The sequence below is a fragment of the Blastococcus aurantiacus genome (assembly GCF_900102425.1).
GTDB lineage: Bacteria > Actinomycetota > Actinomycetes > Mycobacteriales > Geodermatophilaceae > Blastococcus > Blastococcus aurantiacus.
The window spans coordinates 223619-238791 of the sequence record NZ_FNBT01000002.1 but is presented as its reverse complement, the minus strand read 5'-3'; the positions used below and the strand labels follow the sequence as shown (position 1 = coordinate 238791).

The 15173-nt window shown below is 74.8% G+C and carries 9 protein-coding genes; 7 read left to right on the top strand and 2 right to left on the bottom strand.

Annotation, left to right across the window (positions count from 1 at the left end; all coding sequences use genetic code 11):
* Positions 1-1560, top strand: a complete 1560-nt coding sequence (locus BLS70_RS04625; protein ID WP_304457092.1) for an acetolactate synthase large subunit — start codon at positions 1-3, stop codon at positions 1558-1560.
* A gap of 47 nt (positions 1561-1607) precedes the next feature.
* Here the strand turns inward: BLS70_RS04625 and BLS70_RS20700 are convergent, their stop codons facing one another.
* Positions 1608-1748, bottom strand: a complete 141-nt coding sequence (locus tag BLS70_RS20700) for a hypothetical protein (protein ID WP_176946290.1) — start codon at positions 1746-1748, stop codon at positions 1608-1610.
* Positions 1749-1913: 165 nt separating this feature from the next.
* Between BLS70_RS20700 and BLS70_RS04620 the strand changes: the two genes are divergently transcribed.
* A complete protein-coding gene (locus tag BLS70_RS04620) occupies positions 1914-4316 on the top strand; it encodes an ATP-binding protein (protein WP_176946289.1) in 2403 nt (800 codons plus the stop codon).
* A gap of 51 nt (positions 4317-4367) precedes the next feature.
* On the opposite strand, the gene BLS70_RS20695 is transcribed toward BLS70_RS04620, so the two are convergent.
* On the bottom strand, positions 4368-10853 hold the full coding sequence (locus BLS70_RS20695; RefSeq protein ID WP_091764477.1) for a fibronectin type III domain-containing protein: 6486 nt from the start codon (positions 10851-10853) through the stop codon (positions 4368-4370).
* Between the two features lie 205 nt (positions 10854-11058).
* Here BLS70_RS20695 and BLS70_RS21005 point away from each other — a divergent pair, with 205 nt between their 5' ends.
* The 5 genes from BLS70_RS21005 (at position 11059) to BLS70_RS04590 (ending at position 15150) form a co-directional block, all read left to right on the top strand.
* Positions 11059-11523 (top strand): SRPBCC family protein, encoded by a 465-nt coding sequence (locus BLS70_RS21005; protein WP_218122281.1) that lies wholly within the window; start codon positions 11059-11061, stop codon positions 11521-11523.
* Positions 11524-11583: 60 nt separating this feature from the next.
* Positions 11584-11949, top strand: coding sequence for a hypothetical protein (locus tag BLS70_RS04605; protein WP_143030339.1), 366 nt, complete (start codon positions 11584-11586; stop codon positions 11947-11949).
* Between the two features lie 165 nt (positions 11950-12114).
* Positions 12115-13335 carry a TadA family conjugal transfer-associated ATPase gene (locus tag BLS70_RS04600; protein ID WP_255362237.1) on the top strand — a complete coding sequence of 407 codons (1221 nt, stop codon included), beginning with the start codon at positions 12115-12117 and terminating at the stop codon, positions 13333-13335.
* 13 nt (positions 13336-13348) lie between these two features.
* Positions 13349-14212, top strand: coding sequence for a type II secretion system F family protein (locus BLS70_RS04595; RefSeq protein WP_091764474.1), 864 nt, complete (start codon positions 13349-13351; stop codon positions 14210-14212).
* Positions 14209-15150: a type II secretion system F family protein gene (locus BLS70_RS04590; RefSeq protein WP_218122280.1), complete on the top strand. Its 942-nt coding sequence runs from the start codon at positions 14209-14211 to the stop codon at positions 15148-15150. Before BLS70_RS04595 ends, BLS70_RS04590 begins: the two co-directional genes overlap by 4 nt.
* Positions 15151-15173: the final 23 nt, after the last annotated feature.

Genomic DNA, 15173 nt, shown 5'->3' with positions numbered 1-15173 from the left:
GTGCCAGGGTCGGGAACTGTGAACGGTGCACAGGCTCTGATCCGGACCTTGGTCGACGCGGGCGTGGACGTCTGCTTCTCCAACCCAGGTACCTCCGAGATGCACTTCGTCGCGGCGCTGGACGACGTGCCCGACATGCGCGCGGTGCTCACCCTGTTCGAGGGCGTCGCCACCGGAGCGGCCGACGGCTACGCGCGCATGGCCGGTCGGCCGGCGGCCACGCTGCTGCACCTGGGCCCCGGCCTGGGCAACGGTCTGGCCAACCTGCACAACGCGCGCCGGGGCAGGACGCCGCTGGTCAACGTCGTCGGCGACCACGCCCGCTCGCACAAGCGCCTGGACGCCCCGCTGGAGTCCGACATCGACGCCATCGCCGGCACCGTCTCCGGATGGGTCCGTCGTTCGCTGTCCCCGGCCGACGTGGCCGGCGACGCCGCGGAGGCCGTGGCGATGGCCAAGAAGACCGGGATCGCCACGCTGATCCTCCCGGCCGACGTGTCGTGGGAGGAGGGCGCCGAGCCCGCCCTGCCGCTGGACGTCCGGCCCCGGCCGCACGCCGCGCCGTCGCTGATCGAGGGCATCGCCAAGGTCGTGACCTCGGGCGAGGAGACGGTGATCCTCCTGGGCGGCGACGTGATGGCCTCCCCGGAGGGTCAGCTGGCAGCGGCACGGGTCGCCGCCGGCACCGGCGTGCGCCTGGTGGCCGAGACCTTCCCCGCGCGCACCGCCCGCGGGGCCGGCCTCCCGGACCTGCACCGCCTGCCCTACCCGCCGGAGATGGCGATGGCGGCGTTGAAGGGGACGAAGCACCTGGTGCTGGCCGGTGCCACGGCCCCGGTCCACTTCTTCGCCTACCCCGGCATGCCCGGGCACCCGGTGCCGGAGGACTGCACGGTGCACGTGCTGAGCCTCCCCGGGGAGAACGGCGTCGCCGCGCTGGAGGCGCTGGCCGAGTTGGCCGCGCCGGGCGCCGAGCCGAAGGTGATGGAGCGGGAGACCCCCGAGCTGCCCACCGGGAAGCTGAACCCGCGGGCCATGGCCGCGGTCGTCGGCGCGCTGCTGCCGGAGAACGCGATCGTCGTCGACGAGGCGCTCACCTCCGGTGCGGGCCTCACCGAGATGACCTCGGCCGGCCCGCGGCACGACTGGCTGTCGCTGACCGGCGGCGCGATCGGTGACGGGCTGCCCATGGCGCTGGGCGCGGCCGTGGCCTGCCCGGACCGGCCGGTGATCGGCATCCAGGCCGACGGCAGCGCGATGTACACGATCTCGGCGCTGTGGAGCTACGCCCGCGAGCAGGCGAACATCACCACGATCATCTGCGACAACGGCTCGTACGCGATCCTGGAGCACGAGCTGACCCGCGTGGGCGCGGCCAGCGACGGCGAGCGGGCGCGCAAGCTGCTCGACCTCACCGGGCCGGCGCTGGACTTCGTCTCGCTGGCACAGGGCATGGGCGTGCCGGCGTCGCGGGCGAACACCGCCGAGGAGCTGGCCGAGCAGGTGCGGCACGCTCTCGCGGAGCCCGGCCCGCACGTCGTCGTCGCCACCCTGCGGTAGCCCTGGGCGGGCGGCGCACCCGTGTGCGCCGCCCGTCGCTCAGCGGCTCAGTGCTTCTTGCTGCCGTGCGTCAGGTTGTCCATCTGCGAGGACGTGTCGGCGGCGTTCCGCTTGTCCTGCCGCTTCTCCTTGATGGACTTCCCCGCGGGCTTCTTCGCTGACGACTGTTTCGGGGACTTGTCACCCATGGCGTGCGCTCCGCTCGTCGGGAGCCTGGACGGCTCCGTGGGGCGACGCTACGCGCAGGACGGCGCCTCGCGGCCCTGCTGATGCGCCTGGCCGGAGCCCGAACTCGATCGTGGGCCGCGCGCATCGGTCCTGTGCGGACCGCCCGGTTTCTCTACGCTGCCCGCGTGCCCGCCAGCCCCGCAGGAGCGTCGTTCGCCGAGCTCCTGCGTTCCCTGCGCGAACGGGCGGGTTTCACCCAGGAGGAGCTGGCCGAGCGCTCGGGTCTGACCCCGCACGCGATCAGCGCGCTGGAGCGTGGCGCGCGCACGCGCCCGTACCCGCACACCGTCCGGGCGCTCGGCGACGGGCTGGGACTCACGGACGCCGAGCAGGCCGCGCTGCGCGCCGCCGTTCCGCGGCGATCGCGAGGCCCGGCCGGCGACGTCGTCACGTCGGCTCCCGCGGGGCTCCGGCCGAGTGCGCTGCCCATGCCGCCCACGGCGCTGGTCGGCCGCGAGGTCGAGGTGGCCGAGCTGACCGCCCAGCTCGGCGCGGCGGATGCGCGGGTCGTCACGCTCACCGGTATCGGCGGCGTGGGCAAGTCGCGGCTGGCGGTGGAGGTGGCGGCCCGGGCGGCAGCGGCGTTCCCCGACGGCGTCGCCTGGGTGCCCCTCGCTGCGCTGACCGACCCGACGCTGGTGATCCCGGCGGTCGGCCGGGGCGTCGGGCTGGCCGGTGGAGAGGGCATGGACACCCCCGCCGCGGTCGCTGGTGCGCTGCGGCACGCCCGTCTGCTCCTGGTTGTCGACAACTGCGAGCACCTGCTCGACGCGGTGGCCGACCTGGGGGAGCTGCTGGAGCGGTGCCCCGGCGTGGTGCTGCTCGCGACGAGCCGCGCGGCGCTCCGGCTGCGTGGCGAGCAGGAGCACCCGGTCCAGCCGCTCGCCGTACCGCGGAGGTCGGCTCGTGCCCAGGAGGTGGCCGGCTCGCCGGCCGGCGCGCTCTTCCTCGCGCGGGCTCGCGCGGTGGCACCCGCCTTCGACGTCGACGAGGGCAATGCCACGGCCGTGGCCCAGGTGTGCGCGCGGCTCGCGGGCATCCCGCTGGCCCTGGAGCTGGCCGCGGCCAAGGTCCGGCTGCTCAGCCCGGCGGTGCTGCTCACCCGGCTGGACGCCGCGATGGCCGGTGGCGGGCAACGCGACCTGCCGTCCCGCCAGCGCACCCTGACCGCGACCCTGGACTGGAGCTACCAGCTGCTCGGCGACGACGCGCGGACGCTGCTGCGGCGGCTGGGTGCGTTCACCGGCGGATTCGACCTCGACGCGGTCGAGGCGGTGGCGGGCGACGGCGAGCGGGACGTGCTCTCGTGCCTGGCGGTCCTGGTCGAGCACTCGCTGGTCCGGGTCCACCCGGGTGGGCGCTACGACCTGCTCGAACCGGTCGCCCAGTACGCACGGTCGCTGCTGCACGACCCGGAGCGCGACCTCGTCCACGCGGCGCACGCCCGGCACTACCTCGCGCTCGCCGAGCGGGCCCACGACGGCTACGCCTGCGCCGACCAGCTCCACTGGCTGGCCCGGGTGGAGCTGGACGAGGACGACGCGGCGCTCGCGGTCGAGCGGTCACTGGCCCGTGGCGACCTGCGGACCGCGGCGCGCCTGTGCTGGGAGCTGCAGCGCTACTGGTGGTTCCGCCAGCGGGTGCCGTTCGGACGCCGGCTGACCGAGCGCGTGGTCGCCGCTGCCGCCGACCGGCTCGCGGCCGTGCCGGACGCAGCGGGCGCCGCCGACCTCGCGGTCGCGGCGAACGCCGCGGGGTGCCTGGCGCTGGCGCACGACGATCCCGAGGCCGCCGGGGGGCACTGGGAGGTGGCCGTCGACAACGGCAGACGCGTCGGTGACGTCGACGTCGTCGCCCACGCCTCCTCCGGTCTCGCGCTGGTGGCGATGATCCGTGGCGACCTGGCCGCGGCCGCAGGGCACCTGGACGTCGCCGACGAGGGCGCCGCGCGGGGTACCCGCTCCTGCTGCGCGTGGCTGCTCTCGATGTGCGCGATCTGGCGCGGCACGCTGCTGCGCGCAGCCGGTGACGAGGCGGGAGCGGTCCGCAGCACCGAGCGCGGCCTGGCCAGCGCCCGCGAGCGCGGTGACCGGCTGGCGTTGTCGATGGCACTGGCGGGACTCGGCCACGGGGCGCTGCAGGCCGGCGACCTCCCCGAGGCCCGCCGCCGGCTGGAGGCCGGCTTCGAGCTGTCGTACGAGGTGGGCGACGTGCTGAACGTCGCGCACTTCGCGCAGAGCCTGGTGGTCGTCGAGGTGGCGGCCGGCGAGCACGAGTGCGCCGCGACGCTTGCCGGCGCCGCGGACGCGCTGCTGGAGGTCTCCGGCTCGCAGGGCGGCAGCTACCGGCTGCTCAGCCAGCAGGCCCTGGACGAGGCCTGCGGGCAGGCCCGCAGGGCGCTCGGCGAGGACGCCTACGACGACGCCGCCGACCGGGGTCGGGCGCTCGAGCTCCACGAGCTGCGCGAGCGCGTCGTCCCCCGTTCCGGGCGGCTGCGCGTCGTCGAGCAGCGACGCGCCGGGGCCTGACGCACGCGACCCCCGGCACCGCAGGGTGCCGGGGGCCGCGCGCTCACCGGGTCACTTCACGTCGACCGCCGCGATCCGGCCGGTCAGGAGGCAGTTCTGCTGCCCGGCCTGCAACAGGGTGTCGCGGTCGGCGCGGTAGGGGAAGGTCGCCTTCCCGTCCGTCCCCAGCTTCGCGGTGCCGACGACGACCCACGGCCGGGCACCGTCGAGCCGGCCGGTCAGCACCGCCTTGAGCCAGTCGATGACGCTGGCCGAGGTGAGCGCCCGCAGCGTCACCTGGGCGCCGGGGAGACCGGACACGCCGACCGTCAGGGTCGTGCCCTTCCGGACCTGGCCGCCGGGGGAGACGCTCAGTCCCAGGGCGCCGCAGGAGACTGGGCCGTCCGGCCGGGTCGGTGCGGTCACGGTCCGGGTCGCGTCCGCCCCGAGGGTGACCCCGCCGTGGTCGAGCGTGGTCCCCGGCGCCGTCACGGTCAGCACCTGGCCGGAGCCGAAGGGCGTCGCCGGCACGAACCGGAAGGTGCGGGCCAGCGCGACGTCCCCGGGCGAGCGCTGCTCACCGACGGCGGTCACGGTGCCGGGCACCGCCGTCGCCCCGGCGCGGACCGACAGGCCGGCCCGCACCGAGTCGCTGCTCATCCACTCGTCGAAGACCACCTCCACCGCGCCGTCGGCCGTCGCGGTCACGCCGCTCAGGGCCGGCGGTGCCAGCCGGTGCAGGTCGACGTCGACGCCGTAGTGCTCGGGCAGCACCTGCAGCGGCTCGCTGTGCGCGGTCCGGTAGCCCTCCTTCTCGTAGCGGACCATCCACCACCCCTGCGGCACGTCCCAGCCGTAGGTCCCCTCGACCGAGGTGGACTGCGGGTTGGTCTGGCCGAAGGCCTCGGCGTCCCAGGCCGTCCACGGACCCTGCGGCGACGGCCCGCTGAGCACCGTGGCCGTCACGCCCTCGAGCCGCTGCGTACCGAGCGCCTCGTAGACGTAGCCGCTGGGGTCGAAGATCCAGGTGGGCGAGCCGACCCCCCAGGACCCGGGCTTGTACTCCTTGGGCACGAACTTCACCCGCGGGTCGCAGCTCTTCATCCCCACGGCCTCGACCCGCTCGACGGCGCGCTCGATGAACGCGTTGCCCAGGAAGGTCAGCCCGCCCTTGAAGAGGGTCTTGATCGTCGTGTTGATGTGCCCGCCGAGGCTCTCGTTCGACGTGGTCGCGAAGCTGCCCCCGGCGAGCGTCGCCCAGTCCAGCGCGTTGGTCGCGTACCTGTGCAGCACCAACGTGGCCTTGGCGTCGTCGATGTAGCCCTCGAGCTCCTCGGCGATCTCGGGCTGGCATGCCCGGATGTTGAGGTCGACGTGGTCCATCAGCGCGTCGAGCTGCTGATTGTTCGCGCCGTTGGCCGAGATGTCGTACAGGTCGTAGAACGCCTTGCCGACCTTCAGTCGCTTCTCCACCCACTTCCAGGTGATCTTGGTGTCGGCCATGAGCGCGGACACCGACCGGCCGGCGGGCCCGCCGTCGAGCCACGAGGTGGCCACGTACGCGCCCACGACGATCTCCTTGTCGTCGCCCTCGCCCGGGGTGGAGACCTCCAGGCCCCGGATCGGGGCTCCGGCCGCAGCGGCCAGGGCCTGGTCCGCCGCGCTCGGTGCGGGCAGCTCCGTGGCGGCACCGATGCTGGAGCGAGTCACCAGCGGCATGCCCTGCACCGACCACCGGCCGGTGTACTCGTCCCGACCGGTCACCTCGAACACCGCGTCCTCCGGCGCGTTGAAGGGGTGGGCCACGGTGGCGACCATCTCCTCGAGCGTCGGCACGCGGGTCGAGCCGTTGGCCATCGGGAGGGCGTCGACCGTGTAGCCGACGGCGATCTCACCGACGTCCGTGGACGACATCGGTGGGAAGGTGGCGGTGCACTCGGTCGCCGTGCAGCTGCCCTCCTGCTCCTCGGAGCCGATGTAGGCGGTGAAGCCACGCACCCGTGAGGCGTCCTCGAAGCGCGCGGTGAGCTTCGTGGGCACGGAGGGCACGTAGACCAGGGTCGGCGCGGCGTTGCCCGTGCGCGGGTCCCAGGTCACGGAGCGGCCGCGGGCGTCGGCGATCGCGTTGTCGACGGTGATCGACACCGGCTTGACGTCCGAGGCGCTGTACCGGACGTCGAGCGGCTCCGACAGCAGTTCGACCGTGCCGCCGTCGGGACCGGGCGCCGTGGTGACGGCGACCAGCCGGTACGTCACGCCCTCGAGCGGAGCGTGCAGCTGCACCGGCGTCGACCAGCGGCCACCCGCGCCGGCGGAGGTCTCGGCGAGCACCCGGCCCGCCTCGTCCCGCACGGCGATGGGTGTTCCGGCCGGAGCCCGGCCGCGAACGGTGAACGCTCCGGCCGTCTCGGTCGGGCCCTCCATCTCGACCCGGCGCACCTGCGCCGACGACGGCGGCAGGTCCAGCACCGCGCCGTCGGCCATCCGCAGCGAGATCGGTGCGGACAGCTCGCCGTCGAGCACGTCGGAGCCCACGGTCAGCGGGACGCGCACCGTGGTGGCGCCCCGGCCCGACAGCGGCACGACGACGGTGCCGTCGGTGACCGTCGATGCGGCGCGGGCGCCGTCGATGGTCGCGGTGCCGGCCTGGGCGGTGGTGCCGCCGGGGAGCCGGACCCGCAGCTGCGAGCGCACGGTGTCCGAGGCCGGGAGCGAGACCCGGACGACGAGCAGCGCACCCGGCATCACCGGGTCGGGCAGCGACTGCACGGTCACGTCGGCCGGCGCAGCCGCCGCCTTGGACAGGGTGACCCGGCCGAGGTCCGCCGTGGTCCCGGTGTCGACGACGACGTCGCTGGTGCCGCGGCGCCCGGCGCTGTCGCTCCACGTGATCGTGTACAGCCCGGCCGAGGCGAAGGCGAGCACCGGCGTGGCACCGTTGCCAGTGCGGGCCCCGGCGTACTCGGCGCGGCCACCGGCCACCGTGCGGTAGATGCTCGCCGTCCAGTTGGCCACGCGGGTGCCGGTCTCGTCGACCAGCTCGGCGCGGGCCGAGCCGACCTGCGCCAGCTCCAGCGTGATGTCCGCGTCGAGGTCGTCGCCGAGGACGATGCTGGTGCAGCCCTGCGGCAGGTGGGCCTGGCGCCCGTCGGCGCAGAGCTCGACCCGGTCACCGGCGACGCCCTCGTAGGGCACCGAGGGCGCCATGGTGCGGCCGGACATCGTCGACCCCGACCCCATGCGCAGCGTGGCGTGGAAGTGGCTCGCGGTGCGCCAGTCGAGCGGCTGCTCGACCCGCTCCCCGTCCGGGCTCACCACGACCAGGTGCGGCTGCACCCGGTAGGTCGGGGTGCGCGGCAGGTCGATCGTCAGGTCCCCCCGGCGGTCGGCGGTCAGCTCCACCGGCTTGGCGGCGGCGGTGTGGAAGTCCGCCGTCGCCGACAGGGTGCCGGCGCCTGCCAGGCCGGTGAGGACGGCCCGTCCGTCGCCGCCGGTGGTCGCCGTCGTGGTGAAGGTGCGGTCGTCGGCGGTCTGCACCAGCTGCACGGCGGCCGAGCCGACCGGCTTGCCGGCTCCGGTCACGGTGACGTCGGTGGTGGCGGCCGGGATCGGTGCCAGGGCGAGTGGCACCGAGGAGCGGCCCGTGCCGGAGTCGATGGTGACGCGCGGCTGGACGATCCGCACCGACTGGTCGTCGAAGCGGTAGTCCAGCGTGAGCTGCACGTGGCCGGGCAGGCCGTTGATGACGGTGGCCGTCGTCGCCGGGCCCATCCGGCGCTGGACCAGCAGCGTGCCTTGGTCGTCGCGCACGCTGAGCGTGCCCGCGGGCACCGGCACGCCGTTCGGCGCGGTGAGGGCCACGTCGAGCTGCGCGGCCCGGACGGGGGCGAGCGCGACGGCCACCTTCTTGCCGGCGGTCACGGCCAGGACCCCGCGGGAGGCCACGATCTCGCCGTCGCCGGCCACCAGCTGGATGCCCCACGTGCCGGGGGAGAGCGGCACGCTCACCTGCCCGGGTGCGGTCACCGGCAGCTCCTGCCGGCCGCGCGGCCCGTTGAGCACGGCCTTCAGCGCGCCGAGGTCGTCGGGCGAGGACGCGATCTCCAGGTCGAGCTGCCCGCTGACCGGGGCGACGGTCGTGCCACGCGTCAGGGTGCGGCTGCCGTCGGTCAGCGCGACCTCGGCCCAGCCGACGGCGGTCAGCGTGCCGTCGAGCCGGTAGGGGTCGCTGACGTAGGTGCCGGGCGTCGGTTCCTGCATCGGGACGACGGCCGTCGGCTCACCGGTGTGCGCCGACGTGGGCCACAGCCGCAGCTCCGCGTCCAGGCCCGGCTCGCCGGTGGCGGTGGCGGTCAGGTCGCTCCCCAGGACGAGGGCGGCGCCGTCGGCGGTGCGCGGTGCCTGGACGTCGAGCCTGGTGATGCCTTCGCTGACAGTGGTGGCGCTGATCTCGTGCGTCCAGGGCCGCTCGGGCCAGCCGCGGTCGAGGACGGCGACGGCGCGGACGGCGTAGGTGGTGCGCGGGGCGAGGCCGCTGATGGTGGTCAGCCGCTCCTCGCTCCGGTCGACGAGGTCGGCCTGCGTCCACTCCGTCTCGCGGACCGGCCAGGTCTGCCGGTACTCGACGCGGTAGTGGAGCAGGGGGGCCGAGGCCGACAGCTCCGGCCAGGCCACCCGCACGGAACTCGCCCGCTCCTGGTCGACGGTCATCGCCACCGCCTCCGGGAGGTCGGTGTGCTCGCTGGTGCGGGTCGCCCACGGGCGGGTCGAGCCGTCGTCCATGACCAGGTCGACCCGGTAGTCGAACCAGGTGAGGGCCGGCAGGGCCTCGTCCAGCAGCGCGGTCGTGCCGGTGGGCCGGTCGGCGAGCTGCTCCCACTCCGACTGGCCGCCGAGCGAGCCGTCGGCCGACTGGCCACCGGCTGCCCGCAGCACGCGGTAAGCGGTGACGGCGGGGTCGTCGCTGGCTTCCCAGGTGACCCGCAAGGCGTCGTGGGCGGCGCGCTGCACGCTGATCTGGGCGCTGTTGCGGGCAGCGGCGGTCAGCGCGGGGGAGGCGTTGCCGCTGGTGTCGAGTGCGCGGACGCCGTACTCCACGACCCGCTCGGCGCGGTCGTCGGAGTGCAGCGGGACGTCGTGGCCGGTCCGGTCCGCGCCTACCGTGGTGAGGACGGCGCCGTCGGCGGTGATCTCGTAGCCGCGCACCTGGCGGTCGTCGGTGGCCGCGGGCCAGGTGAGCCGAACGGTGTGGCGGTCGAACGGCTCGGCGACCAGCCGGGCGTCAGCGGGCCACGTCGGTGCCGTGGTGTCGGGCGCGTCGCCGGTCTCGACGGCCATGACGATCTTCCCGTCCAGCCAGGTGACGACATGGGTGCCGTCGTGCGACGGGACCGGGCGGAAGGCGCTGGTGCCGAGGACCGAGCCGGGCTCCTCGCCCTCGTCGCCGGAGCCCTCGTCGCCGGAGCCGTCGTCCTCCGATGCACCTTCGGACGTGCCGGCGACGAGCGTGGCGGCGCCGCTGGCCAGGTCGACGGCCCATGCGGCGCTCGCGGCGGAACCCTCCTCGTACCTGCGCTCGTCGTAGACGACGGTCGTGCCGTCGCCGGACAGCTGCGGCCGGTGCACCTCGCCGGAGCCGGCGGTCTCGACCGCCCGGCGCGGGGTGCCCGCGGCGGTCAGATCGGCCACCAGCAGCGCGCCCTCGGGGCCCACGTAGGCGACCTGCTCGCCCGCGGCGTCGAGGGAGGGCGTGTACGCGACGTGGTCGGGCAGGGAGGCGACGGGCTCCAGGGTGTCGGCGGCCGCGACGACCGCGACCGAGTCCCAGGTCGGGTTCTCCCACTCGTCGAGCGGTCCTTCGACGTGCTCGAGCCACGCGACCGTGCCGCCGTCGGCGCTGAGCTCGAGGTCGGGGCTCGCGCCGGGGACCTCGCGGGAGGCGACGACCGTGCCGGTGAGCAGGTCGACCACCTCGACGCGGGCCTGGCCGCCCCAGCCGTCGCTGACGAGGACCGCGGCGCGCGTCCCGTCGGCGGAGACGTCGACGGCCTCGACCTCTCGCATGCCGGCCTCGGGGGACCGCGGGATGCGGGTGGTCGTCCCGTCGGCGAGCACGGTGCGGAACGCCTCGCGCGAGACGTCGCTGGGCTCCGCCACGACGTCGTCCCGGGTGGTCCAGACGACCACCGATCCGTCGGCGGACAGCGAGGCGGCGTCGGGGCCCAGGAAGCCGCCGGGGTTGCCGGGACGGGCGGGGTCCTCCCACACCAGCCGGCTGGCACCGGTCCCGCGGTCCACGACGAACAGGCCCGGCTGAAAGGCGCGGTCCCAGGCGTTGACGTGACCCTTGTAGAGGACGAACCGGCCGTCGGCGCTGGTGTCGAGCACCTGGCCCTCGACGTAGTCGTCCTCGCCGGGGAAGCCGCCGCTCACCTGGGTGAGCGCGAAGGCCGGGGGGGCGGCGCCCGGTGGGGGTGCGGCGAGCGCCACGAACGGCGCCAAGCCGCTGACGATGCCGGCCGTGACGGCGACGGCCAGGGCGGACTGGGGGAGTTTCACTCGGATCTCCGGAGTGCGAGGCGTGGGGACCTCGCGGGGGGAGCGGGTCCCGGCGTCGCACGGACGTGCGGCGCCGGATCGAGGCTCGCGTTCCGGGCGCGCCGCAACCACGGCCAGCACTCGCACACTGGTCGCACACTCCGGCGGCGTACGGGGCGCCGACCGGTGGGACGCGGGCTCGGCGGCCGGTTGCGACCATGGGGCCGTGGAGAACCTCGCGTACTCGTCGTCCGTCGTCGTCCGTGCCACGCCGGAGGCGGTGTACGACCTCGTGTCGGACGTGACCCGGACCGGGGAGTGGAGCCCGCAGTGCCGGGCGTGCTGGTGGGACGAGGGCGACACCGCCCGGGTGGGGGCCTGGTTCACCGGCCGGAACGAGGTGCCCTCGCGCACCTGGGAGACCCGCAGCCAGGTGGTCGCCGCCGACCGCGGACGGGAGTTCGCCTGGGTCGTCGGCGGACGTCTCGTGCGGTGGGCCTTCACGATGGAGCCGGTGGACGGCGGCACGCGGCTGACCGAGTCGTGGGAGTTCCTGCCGGCCGGCATCGAGTTCTTCCACGAGCGCTACGGCGAGGCCGCCGAGGAACAGATCGCCGACCGCACCCGGGCCGCCCACGAGGGAATCCCGGAGACCCTCGACGCGATCCGGAAGATCGCCGAGACCGGCTGACCCGCGTGCGCCTGGACCGGGTTGCTTGACCCTGGACCGCGCCGCGGCCAACCTGGGTCGATGACAGTCGTGGCGCTGCCCGTGCACGGGCACTGGGCAGAGGACGTCCGCGGTGAGGGGCGGTCGATCCGGGTCTCGACGCACGTCGAGAAGGGGTTGATCGTCCTCAGTCTGTGGCGCGGCGCGATGTGCGTCGGCACGGCGCGGCTGTCCCCCGAGGACGCGGCCGGCGTGGTCGCCGGGATGGCCGACGGCCTGGCCGTGATGGCCGCTCGTCCGCAGGTCGTGAGCCCGGATGCGGGGCGGGTCGCGGACCTCGAGGCCCGGCTGGCGCGGCTGGAGCACCACGGACGGCCGCTGTGGCGCCGGGCAGCCGACGCCGTCACCGGCTGGGGCGTGCGCGCGGCCGTGCGTTCGAGGGGCTGACCAGCGCAGCAGAATCCTGCGCCTCGCGACCGCCCCGGCGGGCCGGTCGGTCGTGGAGGCGGGCCGGTCGGGCGTTCACCCGCGCGGGTGGACCTTGGGCTCCGTCGTCCACAGGCAGCCGGTTCGGCACCTCCTCGGACCGGTCCGTTCTCTTAGGGTCCGCCCGTGGCGAGCGCTCTGGAGGTCGTGGACGGGGAGGTCCGTGAGCTCATCCGCCGCCGCGGCCTGGATCCCTTCACCGACCCGGGCCCGGTGCGGTTGCTGGTCCGCGACGTCGTCGCCGACTACTCCGAGCGGTCGCTGACCTCGGCGCTGCCGCCGATCGACGACGTCGAGTCCGTCGTCCGCGACGTGCTGGACCGGGTGGCCGGGTTCGGGCCGCTGCAGCGCTACCTCGACGACCCCGAGGTCGAGGAGATCTGGGTCAACGAGCCGGGCCGGGTGTTCATCGCCCGCCGCGGCCGGTCGGAACTGACGACGACGATCCTCGCCCCGGGCGAGCTGGCCGATCTGGTCGAGCGGATGCTGCGCACCTCGGGCCGGCGGATCGACATGTCGACGCCGTTCGTGGACGCGACGATGCCCGACGGCTCGCGGCTGCACGTCGTCATCCCGGACATCACCCGCCGGCACATGGCGGTCAACATCCGGAAATTCGTCCTGCAGGCGCACTCGCTGGACGAGCTCATCGCGCTGGGCACCATCACGGTGCAGGCGGCGCGCTTCCTGGAGGCGGCGGTCGCGGCGGGGCTCAACGTGCTGGTCTCCGGCGGCACGCAGGCCGGGAAGACGACGCTGCTCAACTGCCTGTGCGCGGCGATCCCGGCGCAGGAGCGCGTGATCACCTGCGAGGAGGTCTTCGAGTTGCGGGTCCCGCTGCCCGACGTCGTCGCGATGCAGACCCGCCAGCCGAACCTCGAGGGCGCCGGGGAGATCCCGCTGCGCCGACTGGTGAAGGAGGCGCTGCGCATGCGGCCCTCGCGGATCGTCGTCGGTGAGGTGCGCCAGGAGGAGTGCCTGGACCTGCTGATCGCCCTGAACTCCGGCCTTCCCGGCATGTGCACGCTGCACGCGAACAGCGCCCGCGAGGCCGTGGTGAAGATGTGCACGCTGCCGCTGCTGGCCGGGGAGAACATCGGCACGGCGTTCGTCGTCCCCACCGTGGCCTCCAGCGTCGACCTGGTCGTGCACGTCGGCACCGAGCCCTCCGGTCTCCGGCGGGTGCGCGAGATCGTGGCGCTGCCCGGCCGCGCCGAGGGCGGTGTCATCGAGACGGCCGACATCTTCACCAGCCGCGACGGGCGGCTGGTGCGGGCCGACGGCTACCCGCCGCACCCCGACCGCTTCGCCGCCCGCGGCTTCGACCTGGCCGGGCTGCTGGCATGACGGAGCACCTGAGATGACGGAGTCCGGTGCGCTGCTCGGCTTCCTGTTCGGTCTGGGGCTGCTGCTGATCTGGCGCAGCGGTCCGCGGGCTCCGCAGCGGTCGACGACGGCGAAGCGTCCCGGCCGCGTGCAGCAGCTGCTTGGTGCGGCGGGGCTGACCGGCATCAACGCCGCCCAGCTGATCGCCCTGCAGGTCGGACTGGGGCTGCTCGTGCTGGTCGTCGTGCTGCTGACCACCGGCACGGTCACCGTCAGCCTGGCCTTCGGGCTGTTCGGCTGCGCGCTGCCGTACACGCAGGTGCGCCGGCTGGCGGCGAAGCGGCAGGCCGACCTGCGCGAGGTGTGGCCCGAGGTCGTGGACAACCTCTCCTCGGCGGTGCGCGCCGGGATGTCCCTGCCCGAGGCGCTGTCGGCGTTGAGCACGCGGGGACCGGAGGTGCTGCGCCCGCCGTTCGCCCGGTTCGCCGCCGACTACCGCTCCAGCGGCCGGTTCAGCGCCGGGCTCGACCGGCTCAAGGACGACCTGGCCGACCCGGTGGGCGACCGGATCGTGGAGACGCTGCGGGTGGCGCGCGAGGTGGGCGGCACCGACCTCGGCCGGGTGCTGCGCACGCTGGCCACCTTCCTGCGCGAGGACGCACGGGCCCGCGCGGAGCTGGAGACCCGGCAGGGCTGGGTGGTGTCTGCCGCGCGGCTGGCGGTCGCCGCCCCGTGGGTGGTGCTCCTGCTGCTGGCCACCCAGTCCACGACGCTGTCGGCCTACGACACCCCCGTGGGCACGGTGATCCTGCTCGGTGGCGGGGCGGTGTGCCTGGTCGCCTACCGGCTGATGCTGCATATCGGGCGGCTGCCCCAGGACGTGCGGGTGCTCCAGTGAGCCCGGGCGTGCTCGGCATGCTGCTCGGCCTGGTCGCGGCGTCCGGGCTGATCCTGGCGGTCCGGTACGCGCCGCCGTTCCGGGCGGTGCGGCTGGTCGACCGGCTCGCGCCCTACGTGCACGACACCCCGCCGCCGTCCCGGCTGCTGGGCACCGTGACCGAGCCGGGGCTGCTGGTCGCCGTCCGGCGGGTCTTCGGCCCGGCCATCGGCGACGGCGCCCGGATGGTCGACCGCTTCCTCGGCGGGCGGGCCGCGGTGCGCCGCCGGCTGGACGCGCTCGGCGGGGACATGACCGTCGAGGACTTCCGCGTCGAGCAGGTGGTGTGGGGCGCGCTCGGCCTGTTGGGCGGTGTGACCGTGGCGGGCGTCGGCTCCGCGGCGGCCGGAAGCACCAACGTGCTGTCGGCCGCACTCCTGCTGGTGGCGGGGCTGGTCGGCGGCGTGCTGGGACGCGACTGGTGGCTCACGCAGCAGGTCAACCGCCGCGAGGAGCTGCTGCTGGCGGAGTTCCCGGTGGTCGCCGAGCTGCTGGCGCTGGCGGTGACGGCGGGGGAGAGCCCGACCGCCGCGATCGCGCGGGTCACCCGGCTGTCCGGCGGCGAGCTGGCCCGCGAACTGGGCAACGCGCTGGGGCGGGCGCGTGCGGGAGTTCCGCTGACCGAGGCGCTGCAGCAGGTGGCCGACCGGACGTCTCTGGACGCGCTGGCCCGCTTCATCGACGGGCTGCTCGTGGCCATCGAGCGCGGGACTCCGCTGGCCGAGGTGCTGCGCGCTCAGGCCGCCGACGTGCGGGAGGCCGGTAAGCGCCGCCTGCTCGAGGCCGGTGGTCGCAAGGAGATCGCCATGATGGTTCCGGTCGTGTTCCTGGTGCTGCCGGTCACCGTTCTCTTCGCCCTGTTCCCGGGGCTGATCAGCATCGTCTCGCTGGCGCAATGAGCCACGGGACACGAGGAAAGGAC